Here is a 14,764-nt window from a genome sequence, read left to right on the forward strand (position 1 = left end):
CCCCTCAACCTTGGACCCGGTTCACCAGAACCGGGTCCATTGTCGTTCCCGTTGCACCTGCGTATTCGGACGAGAAAGCCCCGGTTCTCGCAGGGAGAACCGGGGCCGAGGTCACACCCTCACGGGTGGACTACTTCTATCAGGCGTTGCCCGACAGCTTCTCGCGAAGTGCAGCGAGCTGCGCATCGCTGGCCAGCGATCCACCGGTCGAGGCGGGAGCCGACGCTGCGGGAGCATCGCCTTCTGCATCGGCGGGAGCCTGACCCGACTCGGAGGAGTAGTTGGTGTTGGCGGCTTCGGCAGCTTCGTCCTTGGCCGTCTTCTCCATCTGAGCGGTGTGCATCTTGTGGCGACGCTCTGCCTCGGCGTAGCGACCTTCCCACTCTTCACGCTGCTTCTCGTAACCTTCGAGCCATTCGTTGGTCTCGGAGTCGAAGCCCTCGGGGAAGATGTAGTTGCCACCCTCGTCGTACGAGTCGGCCATGCCGTACTTGGACGGATCGAACTCTTCTGCGTAGTCCTCGTTGGCCTGCTTGAGGCTCAACGAAATCCGGCGACGCTCGAGATCGATGTCGATGACCTTGACGAGTGCGTCGTCGCCGACACCCACGACCTGGTCCGGAACCTCCACGTGGCGCTCGGCCAGCTCGGAGATGTGCACGAGGCCCTCGATGCCCTCTTCGACGCGAACGAACGCACCGAACGGAACGAGCTTGGTGACCTTGCCGGGCACGATCTGGCCGATCGCGTGGGTGCGAGCGAACTGGCGCCACGGATCTTCCTGCGTTGCCTTGAGCGACAGCGACACACGCTCGCGGTCCAGGTCGACGTCGAGAACCTCGACGGTGACCTCGGTGCCGACCTCGACAACCTCGGACGGGTGATCGATGTGCTTCCAGGACAGCTCGGAGACGTGCACCAGGCCGTCGACGCCACCCAGGTCCACGAAGGCACCGAAGTTGACGATGGAGGACACGACGCCCTTGCGGACCTGGCCCTTCTGCAGCTGGTGCAGGAACTCGCTGCGGACCTCGGACTGGGTCTGCTCGAGCCATGCGCGACGCGACAGGACCACGTTGTTGCGGTTCTTGTCGAGCTCGATGATCTTGGCCTCGATCTCCTTGCCGACGTACGGCTGGAGGTCGCGGACGCGACGCATCTCGACGAGCGAGGCGGGGAGGAAGCCACGGAGACCGATGTCGAGGATGAGTCCACCCTTGACGACCTCGATGACGGTGCCCTTGACGGCCTCGTCCTTCTCCTTGAGCTCCTCGATCGTGCCCCAAGCGCGCTCGTACTGAGCTCGCTTCTTGGACAGGATCAGACGGCCTTCCTTGTCCTCCTTGGTGAGGACGAGTGCTTCGATCTCATCTCCCACGGAGACGACCTCGTTGGGGTCGACATCGTGCTTGATGGAGAGCTCGCGGGAAGGGATGACGCCTTCGGTCTTGTAACCGATGTCGAGTAGAACCTCGTCACGATCGACCTTGACGATGGTGCCCTCGACGATGTCACCATCGTTGAAGTACTTGATCGTGGCGTCGATGGCGGCGAGAAAATCCTCTGCGGAGCCGATATCGTTGACGGCTACCTGCGGTGAGGTTGTGGTTGAGGGCATGTGTTGAGTTGCTCCGGACGGGTTGGGTATCGGTTGATGGATGTTCGGTCGGACTTGTGAAACGTGTGCAGCACGAGCATCTTCCGCGGATCCGTTGCCGGCTCCGCACGCGTCGACGCCGGGCGAACCCGACCTGGGCGCAGCATGAACACACTCGCGTTGATCAGGGTACGCGATGCCGCAGTACCAGCACAAACCCGGTTAGAGTCGGCGTGTGACCGATCCTTCCGCACCGTCGTCCACCCCCGGCCGCGGCCGAATCGATTCGGTCGCGAGCGACCGCGCGAGTCGAACCTGGTGGGATTCGGATGCCGACAACTATCACCGTACGCACGGCGCGTTTCTGGGCGCGTCGACCGAATCCGGAGAGTTCGTCTGGTGCCCGGAGGGACTGCACGAGGGCGACGTGCATCTGCTGGGTGACGTCGCGGGCAAGGACATTCTCGAGGTGGGCTGCGGCAGCGCACCCTGCGCCCGCTGGCTCGGGACTCAGGGGGCGCGCGCCATCGGCCTCGACATCTCGATGGGCATGTTGCAGCGCGGCGTCGACGCGATGACCGCGGGCGGGTCGACGGTTCCGCTGGTGCAGGCCAGCGCCGAGTCCCTACCGTTCGCCGACGAACGGTTCGACATCGTGTGCTCGGCCTTCGGTGCGGTTCCGTTCGTCGCGGACTCCGCCAATGTGATGAAGGAAGTGGCGCGGGTACTGCGGCCGGGCGGCATCTGGGTGTTCGCGGTCAACCATCCGATGCGCTGGGTGTTCCCCGACGATCCCGGGGTGGGCGGCCTGACCGCGACGATTCCGTACTTCGATCGAACCCCGTACGTCGAGTACGACGCCGACGGGACCCCCAACTACGTCGAGCATCACCGCACGATCGGTGACCGCGTGCGCGAGCTGGTCGCCGCAGGTCTCGAGGTTCGCGACATCGTCGAACCGGATTGGCCGGAGTGGCTCGACCGCGAGTGGGGTCAGTGGAGCCCACTGCGCGGCCAGCTGTTTCCCGGCACCGCGATCTTCAGTAGTCGAAAACCGCGGTGAGTCCGTAGTCGATCAGCGCCGGTGCACCCTGGCTTCGACGGTCTCGGTGAAGGCGCTGGTCGACGCCTGCCCGCCGAGGTCTGCTGTCGCGACCCCGGATTCGACGGTGTCGTCCACGGCGTGCCGAATCCGGCCGGCTGCGGCGGCGAGCCGTTCGTCCTCGTGCCGATCGGCGAGCCACTCGAGCAGCATCGCGGCCGACAGGAACAGTGCCGTCGGGTTGGCGCGATTCCTGCCTGCGATATCCGGGGCGGATCCATGGGAGGCCTGCGCCATGGCCTGGGTACGCGAAGAGTTGATCGACGGTGCCGTGCCGAGTGACCCGGACAGCTCTCCGGTCAGGTCGGAGAGGATGTCCCCGAACATGTTCTCGGCCACGATGACGTCGTAGTCCTCACCGCGTCGAACCAGATGCGCCGCGAGGGCGTCCACGTGCTCTTCGGTGACGTCTACCTGCGGAAACTCCTCGCCGACGGACCGGCAGGCATCGCGAAACAACCCCGTCGTCAACGACAGCACGTTGGTCTTGTGCACGATCGTCACTTTCTTCCGCCGCCGGTCTGCGAGCGAGAAGGCCTCACGAGCGATGCGTTCGCACGCCGAACGGGTGAACACTCCCACCGCGAGCGCTACATCGGGCGTGGGCATGAACTCGCCACTGCCGACGAACATGTTGCGGTCGGCGTAGAAGCCCTCGGTGTTCTCCCGCACCACCACCAGGTCCATCTGCGGCGACATCGCGCGCACTCCAGGAAGTGCCTTGGCCGGACGGATGTTGGCGAACAGATCGAAATGCTTGCGAATTCGTCCGCCCGGAGTCAGCTGAGATCGGAACGGCTCAGGGTACGACGCGCTGTCGTGAGGCCCGAGAATCCACGCCTCGAGCCTGCCGAGCTCGTTCAACGTGTGCTCGGGCATCGGCGTTCCGTGCTCGTCGAGAGCACCCAACCCCAGCGGCAAGTGCTGCCAGTCGACGACGGGACCGTGCACTGCGGCCAGAGCTGCGTCCACCACCCGGATCGTCGCAGGGACGATCTCGTGACCGATGCCGTCGCCGGTCATGGCCCCAATTCGTAGAGTCGGTGCATCTCGTCCGTCCGTCTGCGCCATCATGACTACATGGTGCAGTCCGCCGAACTCCTCCTCGACTCGGGGCTCGATACTGCGGTTCGCCGCGAGTGGGCGGCACTCTCCGATGCCGGCCTGCCGAGCCAGAACCGTCATCGGGGCGAGTCGAATCGACCGCACATCACCGTCTCGGTGGCGTCGTCCATGCCCGCGTCCGTCGATTCCGGTACGGCCGTGCGTTTCGACCCGTTCGATGTTCGTCTCGGCGGCCTCGTCGTATTCGGTGGCCGGACCGCCACCCTGGCCCGTCTGGTCGTGCCGAGCGTCGAACTGCTCGACCTGCATGCTCGGATGCATGCCGCCGTAGGCCCGGGCTCGTTCGACAATGTCGCCATCGGGCATTGGACGCCGCACGTGACGCTGGCCCGGCGGTTGACACCCGACGAAGCCGGTGCCGCGACGCGCCTGCTGTGCCCGCACCTGGACGACCTGATCGGCTCTGCCGTTGCCTTGCGTCGGTGGGACGGCGACAACAAGTGCGAATGGCGCATCGGCTGACCGCCAGGCCTGTCAGAACCGGAAGTCTCCGAATTGGGTCACCTCCGCATGTGTATCCGGCGTGCGGCCGACAGCAACCCACGCATCGAGGGCGAGAAACATCAACACAACCACCAGTACAATTGTCATGCCACCAGCGTCCTACCTGCGCCGACCCAACACGAGTGGCAGTAACGACATGTATCGTCGATTTTCTGCCATACTGCTGTCATGCTGAAGAAGGTGGTCGCAGTACTGCTGCCGTTGACCGAGCAGTTCGAGCTCGGCGTGGCCTGCGAGGTGTTCGGATTCGACCGCTCCGACGAGGGACTGCCCACCTACGACTTCTCGTTGATCGCCGGGGTCCCCGACACGATTCGCACCCGGGTGGGTTACACGATCGATGTGCCCCACGATCTCGACCGGCTCGACAGCGCCGATCTGATCATCGTTCCGGCCGGCGGCACCGAATCGGCCGACGACGGAAGCTACGTGTGCGGCAGTACGTACAGCCCCTCGATCGAGCCACTACTCGACAAACTCCGTGCGGCGGTGGACCGAGGCGCGCTGGTCGCCAGCCTGTGCAACGGCGCGTTCGTACTCGGCGCCGCGGGCCTGCTCGACGGCAGGCGGTGTACGACCCATTGGCGACACTCGGCCTCCCTGGCCGCGAAATACCCGTTGGCCCAGGTCGACCCAAACGTTCTCTACGTGGACGACGGGAATGTACTGACCAGTGCGGGCACCGCGGCCGGTATCGACCTGTGCCTGCACATCGTCCGCAAATACCAAGGCAGTGTCGTGGCCAACGGAATCGCGCGCAGAATGGTCGTTCCGCCACACCGTGACGGCGGCCAGGCGCAGTTCGTTACCAGTCCACTACCGGCGATCCGAACCGAAACGTTGGCACCGTTGCTCGATTGGATGACCGAGAACCTCGATTCGGAACTCACGATCGGCCGACTGGCTGCGCGGGTGAACATGTCGGCTCGTACATTCGCCCGCAAGTTCGCCGCCGAGACCGGCACGACGCCCGCGCGGTGGCTCAACGATCAACGCGTACTGGCTGCGCAGCAGCTCCTCGAAAACTCCGACCTGCCGATGGATTCGATCGCCGAAGTCGTCGGTTTCGGGAATGCTGCAGCCCTGCGCCAGCATTTCGTCAGACTTCGCTGCACGACGCCCAACTCGTACCGCCGAACATTCCGGGCCGCGCCGCAACCCGTGTGACGGACCACGGAGAGGAGTGGGTCCGGGAAGATTCCGGAGAACCTCTGCGTTGAGACGAACAAGAAGCGCAATCAATCGAAAGGGTACGCGTGGCCACTCAGACTTTGACTCAGCAGAATTTCGACGAGATCGTCACCAGCAACGACGTGGTGTTGGTCGACTTCTGGGCCTCCTGGTGCGGTCCGTGCCGCCAGTTCGCGCCGACGTTCGAGAAGTCTTCCGACGCGCACCCGGACATCGTGCACGCCAAGGTCGACACCGAAGCCGAACAGGGCTTGGCCGCTGCAGCGCAGATCCAGTCGATCCCGACGATCATGGCCTTCCGCGACGGCATCCTGGTCTACGCCCAGCCCGGCGCATTGCCCGCTCCGGCGCTCGAAGACCTCGTCGGCCAGATCAAGGCACTCGACATGGACGTCGTCCGTCAGCAGATCGCCGAGCAGGCACCCGCAGCGGAGTAATTCCCTCACAGCACAAAAACGAAGGGCCGTTCACCGAATCCGGTGAGCGGCCCTTCGCTGTGCCATGGCCCGATTCAGTGAGCTGCGGCATCCCAGCTGCGACCGGTACCGACCGACACCTCGAGGGGCACCGACAATTCGATGGCCGACGACATCTTGTTACGCACCAACGCCTCGACTTCCTCGCGCTCGGAGTCGACGACCTCGAGTACCAGTTCGTCGTGCACCTGCAACAGCATGCGCGACTTCAAGGTCGACTCCGCCAGAGACTTGTGCACGTCGATCATCGCTACCTTGATGATGTCTGCGGCAGTGCCCTGAATCGGAGCGTTGAGTGCCGCGCGCTCGGCGACCTCGCGACGCTGACGATTGTCGCTGTTGAGATCTGGGAGGTAACGACGACGGCCGTACAGCGTCGAGGTGTAGCCCACCTTTCGGGCTTCCTCGACCGCGTTGCGCAGGTAGTCGCGCACGCCGCCGAAGCGAGCGAAGTACGCCTCCATCTGCTGCTTGGCTTCGTCGGTGGAGATCTTCAACTGCGCGGCGAGGCCGAACGCGCTGAGTCCGTAGGCGAGGCCGTACGACATGGCCTTGACTCGACGGCGTAGTTCCGGGGTGACCTCGTCGATCGGTACGCCGAACGCGCGCGAACCGACGAAGCTGTGCAGGTCCTCACCGGTGTTGAACGCTTCGATCAGCCCCTCGTCACCGGATACGTGCGCCATGATGCGCATCTCGATCTGGCTGTAATCGGCGGTGAGCAGGGTGTCGTAGCCGGCACCGACCACAAAGCCGTCGCGGATGTGGCGACCCGCCTCGTTCCGCACCGGGATGTTCTGCAGGTTCGGTTCGGTCGACGACAGTCGTCCGGTGGCCGCGACGGTCTGATTGAACGTGGTGTGAATGCGGCCGTCGTCGGCGACAGACTTGAGCAGGCCGTCCACCGTCACCTTCATCCGTGTGGCATCACGGTGATCGAGCAGGAACTTCAGGAACGGATGCTCGGTCTTCTCGAACAGCCCCTGAAGAGCATCGGCGTCGGTGGTGTACCCGGTCTTGGTCTTCTTGGTCTTGGGCATGTCGAGTTCCTCGAACAGCACCACCTGCAGCTGTTTGGGCGATCCGAGATTTATCTGCTTGTCGATCACGCCGTACGCGGAGTTCGCGGCCTCGTCGACCTGCGCAGCAAAACCCGATTGCAGCGAGCGCAGGTGATCGCCGTCCACTGCGATGCCCGTCGCTTCGATATCGGCAAGCACTGTCAGCAGCGGCAGTTCCATCTCCGAGAGCAGAGTGGTCGACTCGATTGCCGCGAGTTCCGCGTCCAGGGCGTCGGCGAGATCGATGACCGCCCTTGCCTTGAGAATTTCGCCCTCGGCGAATGCCGCGTCAGCGGTGTCCTCGGCGTCGAGAAGCGACATCTGCCCCTCGCCGGCATCTTCGACGCGTAGTTCGCGCTTGAGGTAGCGCAGCGACAAGTCGTCGAGGTTGAAAGACCGCTGACCGGGCCGGACGAGATACGCCGCGAGCGCGGTATCGGTCGTCAACCCACCGAGCGTCCATCCTCGACCACGAACAGCGTGCAGTGCCCACTTCGCCTCGTGCAGAGCTTTGGGTCGATCCGCATCGGCGAACCACGCGGCCAGAGCGCGTTCGTCGGATTCGTCGAGAGCCGTCGTGGTGACGAAGGCACCTTCGCCGTCTGCTGCCGCGATGGCCACCGAGGTCGCGTCGCTGTCGTACGGCCTGCGCGGTCCGAGGATGGATACCCCGCTACGCCGACCGTCGGACGCGTGCTCGTCCAGCCACGCCGCCAACTCCCCTGGCGCGACGATGCCGCCCCGAACGTCGAACCCTTCTTCTGCCTCGGGCTCGACCGAGGCAAGTGTCTCGAACAGTCGATCCCGCAGGATGCGAAACTCCAGATCGTCGAACAGGGCGTGGATCTTCTCGCGATCCCACGGGGCCAGCTCGAGTTGATCGGGCGTGAAGGGCAACGGCACGTCGCGCACCATCTCGGTGAGCTCGCGGTTGAGCACCACACTCGACAGGTTGGCCCGCAATGCGTCGCCCACCTTGCCCTTCACCTTGTCGACGTTGTCGACGAGGGCGGTGAGCGACCCGTATTCGATGATCCACTTGGTCGCCGTCTTCTCCCCGACGCCGGGAATGCCGGGAAGGTTGTCGCTCGGATCTCCGCGCAGAGCTGCGAAGTCCGGGTACTGCGACGGCGTCAGACCGTATTTGGTGGCGACCTCGTCCGGGGTGAATCGCGTCAGGTCCGAGACACCCTTGCGGGGATAGAGCACCGTGACGTTGTCGGTGACCAGCTGCAGTGCGTCACGATCGCCGGTGACCACGAGGACGCGATAGCCCAGCGCCTCGGCCTGCGTGACCAGAGTGGCGATGATGTCGTCGGCTTCGAACCCTGCCTCGGCCATCACGGGAATGCCCATGGCACCGAGCACATCCTTGGTGATGTCCACCTGGCCCGCGAACTCGTCCGGCGTCTTGCTGCGGTTCGCCTTGTATTCGGGGAACCGCTCGGCTCGGAACGTTTGCCGTGACACGTCGAAGGCGGCGGCGATGTGCGTCGGCTTCTCGTCTCGCAACAGGTTGATCAGCATCGAGGTGAACCCGTACACGGCATTGGTGGACTGACCGCTCGTGGTCTTGAAATTGTCCGCCGGCAACGCGAAGAAGGCACGGAAGGCCATCGAGTGACCGTCGATGAGGAGCAGCGTCGGACGCTCTTCGGCTGACTTCGCATCGGTCCGGGCTGCGGGTGCTGCACTTTTGTCGGTTACTGGGCTCACGGTTGACCAGTCTAGGTAGCGGGTCCGACATCACGTAGCCGGATGCGGGCACCGCGACGCAATTGCGGCGGCACCGATCTCCCGCAGCGCGAAACACAACCGATACTTTCCGGAAATCTCAGTTGCCGATTTTGCGTCGTTTCAACGGATAGAGTCCGACAATTGCAGTAAATCCCCATCCCGTGACTCAACGACAACCGTCCGGAGGACGTGCGTGGCTCCAAATGTTCGATGGACCAGAAAGGTGCAACCACCGAGGTTGCGCGCAAGATCTGCAGTTCGCGTCTTCCAGCGAACACTCCTACTCGCCATCCTGAGTTCCATTGCGGCGCTGCTGTTCAGTGCGCCTGCGTTGGCGCAGGAACCTACCCCCACTCCCCCGGCGGCGCCGGGAACCAGTGCCGAACAGGCACCTCCCGCAGACGCCGTCAGCGTCGCGGGATCGCTCAACAACGGTGGAGAACGCCTCGAAGGGGTCGATGTTGCGGCGCTCGACGCGTCGGGCAGCGAAGTGGCCCGCACCACCAGCGAGACCGGCGGACGCTGGACTCTCGAATTGTCGCCTGGCACATACACATTCCAGGTGGTCCAGGAAACGCTCCCCGACGGGGTGAGCGTGCAGGGCGAGGTCGAGCGCGACGTGCAGGCCGGTCGCTCGAACACCGTCATCTTCTCCTTCGGTGAGGCCAGGACCGCGACCAGCACCCCGTTCTACGAGAAGTTCGTGCGCACCACGGTCGACGGCTTCCGCTTCGGTCTGGTCATCGCGCTCGCGGCGGTCGGTCTGAGCTTGATCTTCGGAACGACGGGCTTGACCAACTTCGCACACGGCGAACTCGTGACGCTCGGAGCCGTCGCGGCGTGGTTCTTCAATGTGAGCCTCGGGATACAACTGATCCCGGCCACCGTGCTGGCCATCATTGTCGGAGTCGCGATCGGCTGGCTCAACAACGCCCTGATCTGGCGGCCGTTGCGTAAACGTCGAACCGGCCTGATCGCTCAGCTGGTGGTCACGATCGGACTCGCCATTGCGCTGCGCTACCTCATCCTGATCTTCTTCTCCGACCGCTCGGAGCCATTCGACGACTACCAGGCTCAGACCGAGAACGACTGGGGCCCACTGTCGATCACCAACGTCAACCTCGCCTGCATCGTCATCAGCGTCGTCGTCCTCATCGGCGTCGCACTGATGCTGCAGCGCACCAAGATCGGTAAAGCCATGCGTGCGGTGGCCGACAACCGTGATCTGGCTGCCTCGTCGGGTATCAACGTCGAGCGCGTCGTGACGTTCGTGTGGTGCCTCGGTGGCGGCCTGGCCGCCCTCGGCGGCGTGCTGTTCGGGCTCTCCGAACTCGGCGGCCGCGTGCAATGGGAGATGGGCTTCAAACTCCTACTGCTCATGTTCGCCGGAATCACGCTCGGAGGACTCGGCACGGCCTACGGCGCATTCCTCGGTTGCGTCATCGTGGGTCTGCTCGTGCAGTGGTCGACGTTGGTCATCAATCCCGACCTCAAATACATCGGAGGGTTGCTCGTCTTGATTCTCATCCTCGTCGTCCGTCCTCAGGGCATCCTCGGCTCGCGACAAAGGATCGGGTGACCTGCACATGGATATCATCGGCGCACTTCAGATCTCTCTTGCTCAGCTGGTCGGCCCGTCGGCCATCTTCTACGCACTGCTCGCCATCGGCCTGAACCTGCACTTCGGCTACGCCGGCCTGCTCAACTTCGGGCAGATCGGCTTCGCCCTGCTCGGAGGCTACGGCGTCGGCATCACCACGATCACCTACGAGCAGCCACTGTGGCTCGGCATTCTGGTCGGTCTCGCTGCGGCCGGCCTGCTGGCTCTGGTGCTCGGCATTCCGACCCTGCGATTGCGAGCGGATTATCTCGCCATCGTGACGATCGCCGCATCGGAAATCCTGCGACTGGTATTCCGCTCCACGGCAACCGATTCGGTGACCAAGTCCACCAACGGCATCACCGGATTCGCAGCTCCGTTCACCAACCTCAGTCCGTTCGAGGGTGGAAAGACGTACAGCTTCATCGGCGTTCGGTTCCTGGGTAACGACCTGTGGGCCATGCTCGTCGGCTGGACGTTGGTGCTGCTGCTGTGCGGGGTCGTATACCTGCTGACACACAGCCCGTGGGGTCGCGTTCTCAAGGCGGTTCGTGAAGACGAGGACGCTGCCCGGTCGCTGGGTAAGAACGTGTTCGTCTACAAGATGCAGGCACTCGTTCTCGGCGGCGTGATCGGCGGTATGGGCGGGGTGTTCAACGCACTGCAGACGCAGTCGATCAACCCCGACTTCTATTCGACCGCGCAGACGTTCTTCGCGTTCGGCGCTCTCATTCTCGGCGGTGCCGCAACGGTGTTCGGCCCCGTGATCGGAGCAATGCTGTTCTGGTTCCTGCTGTCCATTCCCGACGCGATTCTGCGGCAACTGATCTCGGGCGACGATCCGGTGCTCAACCTCACCGGTGCCCAGGTCGGTGCCACCCGATTCGTACTCCTGGGAATTCTGATCGCCGTGCTGATGGTGTTCAGACCCCAGGGCATTCTCGGCAACAAGCGAGAGGTTCAACTCAATGCCTGACCCGAGCACCGGTGCCGCCGCAGATGCGACACCGAGCAAGAAAGCCAGCACACTCGAAGCACGTGCGGCCAAAGCACTGTCGAGCGATCAGCGTGCCAGTCTGTTCGCCGGCGTCGCCAACGAGCCCGGGGCAGCCAAGCCCGACGCGACATTGGTGGTCGACGGGGTCTCGCGTACCTTCGGCGGCCTCAAGGCCGTCGACGTGGCGCACCTCGAGATCCAGCGCGGATGCATCACCGGTCTGATCGGACCGAACGGCGCGGGTAAAACCACACTGTTCAACCTGCTCACCGGATTCGACCGACCCGACACCGGCACGTGGTCGATGGACGGTCAGGAACTCGGCCGGATGCACCCACATCAGGTGGCACGCAAAGGCGTCGTCCGCACCTTCCAGTTGACGAAGGCACTGTCGAAACTGACTGTGCTGGACAACGTTCGACTGGGCGCGACGGGCCAACGCGGCGAGCGCATGATCAACACGTTCATGCCGTGGACGTGGAAGGCACAGGAACGTCAGATCACCGAACGTGCCTACGAACTGCTGGGGCGCTTCAAACTCGACGCCAAGGCCGACGATCTGGCCGGCTCGTTGTCCGGTGGCCAGCGCAAACTCCTGGAGATGGCGCGAGCGTTGATGACCGATCCGTCGGTCGTCATGCTCGACGAGCCGATGGCCGGGGTCAATCCCGCTCTGACGCAATCGCTTCTGGGCCACATCAAGTCGCTGCGCGACGACGGCATGACAGTCGTGTTCGTCGAACACGACATGGATGTCATCCGCGACATCAGCGACTGGGTGGTGGTGATGGCTCAGGGCAGCATCATCGCCGAGTCCACCCCGGAAGAGCTCTCCAACAACGGTGCCGTCGTCGATGCCTATCTCGGCAGCCATCACGATCAAGCACTCGAATTCGACGCCGACGGCAATCCCGTCGGAGCCACCGCCGAACTGGCCGAGGCATTGAAGCAAGCCGAGGTGGAGGAACTGCAAGCAGGAGGCGATCTTTCGGAACCGGAGTTCGTCAGCCCCGCAGCCACCGACACTGCTGCGGGCGGCTCGCACCGAGCCAAGGAGGACAACTGATGAGCGAACAAACTCTGACGCCGGCCGAGTTTGCGGCTACGCCGGGCGAGCATGCGCGTCTGGCCGAAGGAGCGTTGCTGCGCGCCGACGGTCTGGTTGCCGGGTACATCCCCGGTGTGAACATCCTCAGTGAGTGCAACTTCTTTCTGAACGACGGCGAGATCGTCGGCATCATCGGACCCAACGGTGCCGGCAAGTCGACTCTGCTCAAGACGTTGTTCGGCCTCGTGGCGGTCCGCGAGGGCAGTGTGAAGCTGCGCGGTGACAACATCACCTCCGCCGAGGCGCACGTCCTGGTGACCAAGGGCGTCGGATACGTGCCCCAGACGCAGAACGTGTTCCCATCGCTCACGATCGAGGAAAACCTCGAGATGGGAATCTATCTGCGGCCCAAGAAGTTCGGTGAGCGGTTCGACTTCGTCAGCGAGTTGTTCCCACTGCTCGGCGAACGCAAGAAGGTCAAGGCAGGTGCATTGTCCGGCGGTGAGCGCCAGATGGTGGCGATGGGGCGGGCCCTGATGATGGAACCGTCGGTGCTGCTGCTCGACGAACCGTCGGCAGGCTTGTCGCCGATGTTCCAGGACGAGGTCTTCATCCGCTGCAAGAAGATCAACGCGGCGGGCGTCTCGATCATCATGGTCGAGCAGAATGCCCGCCGCTGCCTGCAGATCTGCGACCGCGGCTATGTTCTCGATCAAGGTCGCAACGCCTACACCGATACCGGGCCGGCGTTGATGAACGATCCCAAGGTGATCGAGCTTTACCTCGGCACTCTCGCGGGAAGCAAAGAAAAGAAAACCTGACCTTCTCGGCAGGAAGCCCCGACTCGACATAGTTCGAGTCGGGGCTTTCTCGTACCTGCGCCATAGGTACCCAACGCGGTGTATTCGAACGACTCCGGGCCCGAGTCCTGATGTCAGGACTCGGGCCCGGAGGCTGGGTAGCAGCTACAGATCACTCACCGACGACGATGTATCCGTCCGTCGTCAGCTTGTTGTCCGGTCCGAAGACCAGGTTGCCGTAGGAACCGGTGGCGGGCTCGCCTGCGTCACTGAAGTTCAGCGCGCCGGTGACTCCGTCGTAGTCGATATCGGTGCCGGCCTTGACGAGCGGGAGGCACTCGGTGTAGCTCGTGCACTTCGTGCCGTCCTTGGTGATGCTGTTGATGTTGGCAGCGATGTCGGTGCCTGCCGTCGACTTCGCCTGCTCGGCTGCCAGCGCCGAGATGACGACCGCGTCGTAGGACTCACCGGCGTAGTTGAAGTCGACCAATGCCGGATCCACGCCCTTGAGTCGGTCCTGGAACGCGGTGCCGACGTCGGTCAGCGGGGTGGTGCCGCGCATCGTGTCGAGCAGGCCTGCAGCGACCGACTCACCGAGTGCGTTGCCCATGTTGCCGTCGACGCCGTAGACCAACGTGCCGTCGGACGGTCCGATGCCGATCTCGTGCATACGGGTGATGATCTTCGCGGACTCCTCGAAGCCGATGATGGCGACGGCATCCGGGTTGAAGTTCTTCACGCCATCGACCTCGGCGTTGAACGACTGTGCGTTCGGGTCGTAGATCGTGGTCTGGATCTGGTCTGCCGCGATACCGGCCTCTTCGAGGTTGTCGGCGGTGTTCTTGGCCAGGCCCGTTCCGTAGGGGTCGTTGAGAGCCAGGATGGCCACGCGCTGCGCGCCGTCCTCGGCGATCAGCTGCGAGAGTGCCTGTGCCTGCAGCACATCGGTGGGCGCGGTACGGAAGTACTGGCCCTTGTCCGGGTAGCAGACGAACTGGTCGGAGGTGTTGGCAGGCGAGAACTGCACGACACCCGCGCTTGCGATCTTGTCGATGACCTTGAGCGACACCGAGGACGACGCCGCACCGACGATGACGTTCGAGCCGCCGGCGAGCAGACGGTCGACCGTGGTGTTGGCGGTGTCGGTGGTGGTGTCGCCCGAGTCACCGGGGATGAGCGTGACGGGCTGGTCGAGGACGCCGCCGGCGCCGTTGACATCGTTGACGGCCAGCTGGACACCGGCGACCTCGGGTGGTCCGAGGAAGGCCAGGGTGCCGGTCTCGGGAAGGAGGGTTCCCACCACCAGCGGCGACGTGTCGGGAGTGGATCCGGCGGTGGCCTGCTCAGGAGTGCAGTCGGTGGAGACGGTCGTTTCCGCGGCCGACGTGCCGCCGCTGGCACTGGTGGAGTCGGTCGAGCCCGAGTCGTCGCTCGACGAACAGCCGAACAGTGCGAGCGAGGTGACGCTCAGCACTGCAGCCGTGCGGACATAGGTCCGAATTGCCATCTAGGTTCTCCTTGAAATT

General features: G+C 63.9%; 12 protein-coding genes. 8 read left to right on the forward strand and 4 right to left on the reverse strand.

Features of this window, described 5'->3' with window-relative positions:
- Positions 1 to 139 precede the first annotated feature (139 nt).
- Entirely contained in the window at positions 140 to 1,618 is a 1,479-nt protein-coding gene (gene rpsA / locus JLZ96_RS16770) for a 30S ribosomal protein S1 (protein ID WP_027497255.1), read from the reverse strand.
- A 214-nt stretch (positions 1,619 to 1,832) separates the two neighbouring features.
- Between rpsA and JLZ96_RS16775 the strand changes: the two genes are divergently transcribed.
- A complete protein-coding gene (locus tag JLZ96_RS16775) occupies positions 1,833 to 2,660 on the forward strand; it encodes a class I SAM-dependent methyltransferase (RefSeq protein WP_032382851.1) in 828 nt (275 codons plus the stop codon).
- Between the two features lie 12 nt (positions 2,661 to 2,672).
- Here JLZ96_RS16775 and JLZ96_RS16780 read toward each other — a convergent pair whose 3' ends face one another.
- Positions 2,673 to 3,770: an isocitrate/isopropylmalate dehydrogenase family protein gene (locus JLZ96_RS16780; RefSeq protein WP_094662862.1), complete on the reverse strand. Its 1,098-nt coding sequence runs from the start codon at positions 3,768 to 3,770 to the stop codon at positions 2,673 to 2,675.
- A gap of 9 nt (positions 3,771 to 3,779) precedes the next feature.
- Between JLZ96_RS16780 and JLZ96_RS16785 the strand changes: the two genes are divergently transcribed.
- The 3 genes from JLZ96_RS16785 to trxA all read left to right on the forward strand — a co-directional run bounded on the left by JLZ96_RS16785 (position 3,780) and on the right by trxA (position 5,956).
- Positions 3,780 to 4,286, forward strand: coding sequence for a 2'-5' RNA ligase family protein (locus tag JLZ96_RS16785; protein ID WP_027497258.1), 507 nt, complete (start codon positions 3,780 to 3,782; stop codon positions 4,284 to 4,286).
- A 210-nt stretch (positions 4,287 to 4,496) separates the two neighbouring features.
- The gene (locus JLZ96_RS16790) at positions 4,497 to 5,495 is read left to right on the forward strand and encodes a helix-turn-helix domain-containing protein (RefSeq protein ID WP_027497259.1); all 999 of its coding nucleotides are present in this window, start codon (positions 4,497 to 4,499) and stop codon (positions 5,493 to 5,495) included.
- A gap of 89 nt (positions 5,496 to 5,584) precedes the next feature.
- Positions 5,585 to 5,956, forward strand: a complete 372-nt coding sequence (gene trxA / locus JLZ96_RS16795) for a thioredoxin (RefSeq protein WP_201010790.1) — start codon at positions 5,585 to 5,587, stop codon at positions 5,954 to 5,956.
- A gap of 74 nt (positions 5,957 to 6,030) precedes the next feature.
- Here trxA and polA read toward each other — a convergent pair whose 3' ends face one another.
- On the reverse strand, positions 6,031 to 8,772 hold the full coding sequence (gene polA / locus JLZ96_RS16800; RefSeq protein ID WP_032374320.1) for a DNA polymerase I: 2,742 nt from the start codon (positions 8,770 to 8,772) through the stop codon (positions 6,031 to 6,033).
- Between the two features lie 259 nt (positions 8,773 to 9,031).
- Here polA and JLZ96_RS16805 point away from each other — a divergent pair, with 259 nt between their 5' ends.
- The 4 genes from JLZ96_RS16805 to JLZ96_RS16820 are packed head-to-tail and all read left to right on the forward strand — an operon-like array spanning position 9,032 to position 13,259.
- The gene (locus tag JLZ96_RS16805; protein WP_051365155.1) at positions 9,032 to 10,372 is read left to right on the forward strand and encodes a branched-chain amino acid ABC transporter permease; all 1,341 of its coding nucleotides are present in this window, start codon (positions 9,032 to 9,034) and stop codon (positions 10,370 to 10,372) included.
- A gap of 7 nt (positions 10,373 to 10,379) precedes the next feature.
- Positions 10,380 to 11,369, forward strand: a complete 990-nt coding sequence (locus tag JLZ96_RS16810; RefSeq protein ID WP_027497263.1) for a branched-chain amino acid ABC transporter permease — start codon at positions 10,380 to 10,382, stop codon at positions 11,367 to 11,369.
- A complete protein-coding gene (locus JLZ96_RS16815; protein WP_027497264.1) occupies positions 11,362 to 12,456 on the forward strand; it encodes an ABC transporter ATP-binding protein in 1,095 nt (364 codons plus the stop codon). Before JLZ96_RS16810 ends, JLZ96_RS16815 begins: the two co-directional genes overlap by 8 nt.
- The gene (locus JLZ96_RS16820) at positions 12,456 to 13,259 is read left to right on the forward strand and encodes an ABC transporter ATP-binding protein (protein WP_201010791.1); all 804 of its coding nucleotides are present in this window, start codon (positions 12,456 to 12,458) and stop codon (positions 13,257 to 13,259) included. Before JLZ96_RS16815 ends, JLZ96_RS16820 begins: the two co-directional genes overlap by 1 nt.
- 151 nt (positions 13,260 to 13,410) lie before the next feature.
- On the opposite strand, the gene JLZ96_RS16825 is transcribed toward JLZ96_RS16820, so the two are convergent.
- Positions 13,411 to 14,745 (reverse strand): ABC transporter substrate-binding protein, encoded by a 1,335-nt coding sequence (locus tag JLZ96_RS16825; protein ID WP_027497266.1) that lies wholly within the window; start codon positions 14,743 to 14,745, stop codon positions 13,411 to 13,413.
- Between the last annotated feature and the right edge of the window lie 19 nt (positions 14,746 to 14,764).

The organism is Rhodococcus sp. NKCM2511 (genome assembly GCF_014905595.1).
Taxonomy (GTDB): Bacteria; Actinomycetota; Actinomycetes; order Mycobacteriales; family Mycobacteriaceae; genus Rhodococcoides; species Rhodococcoides fascians.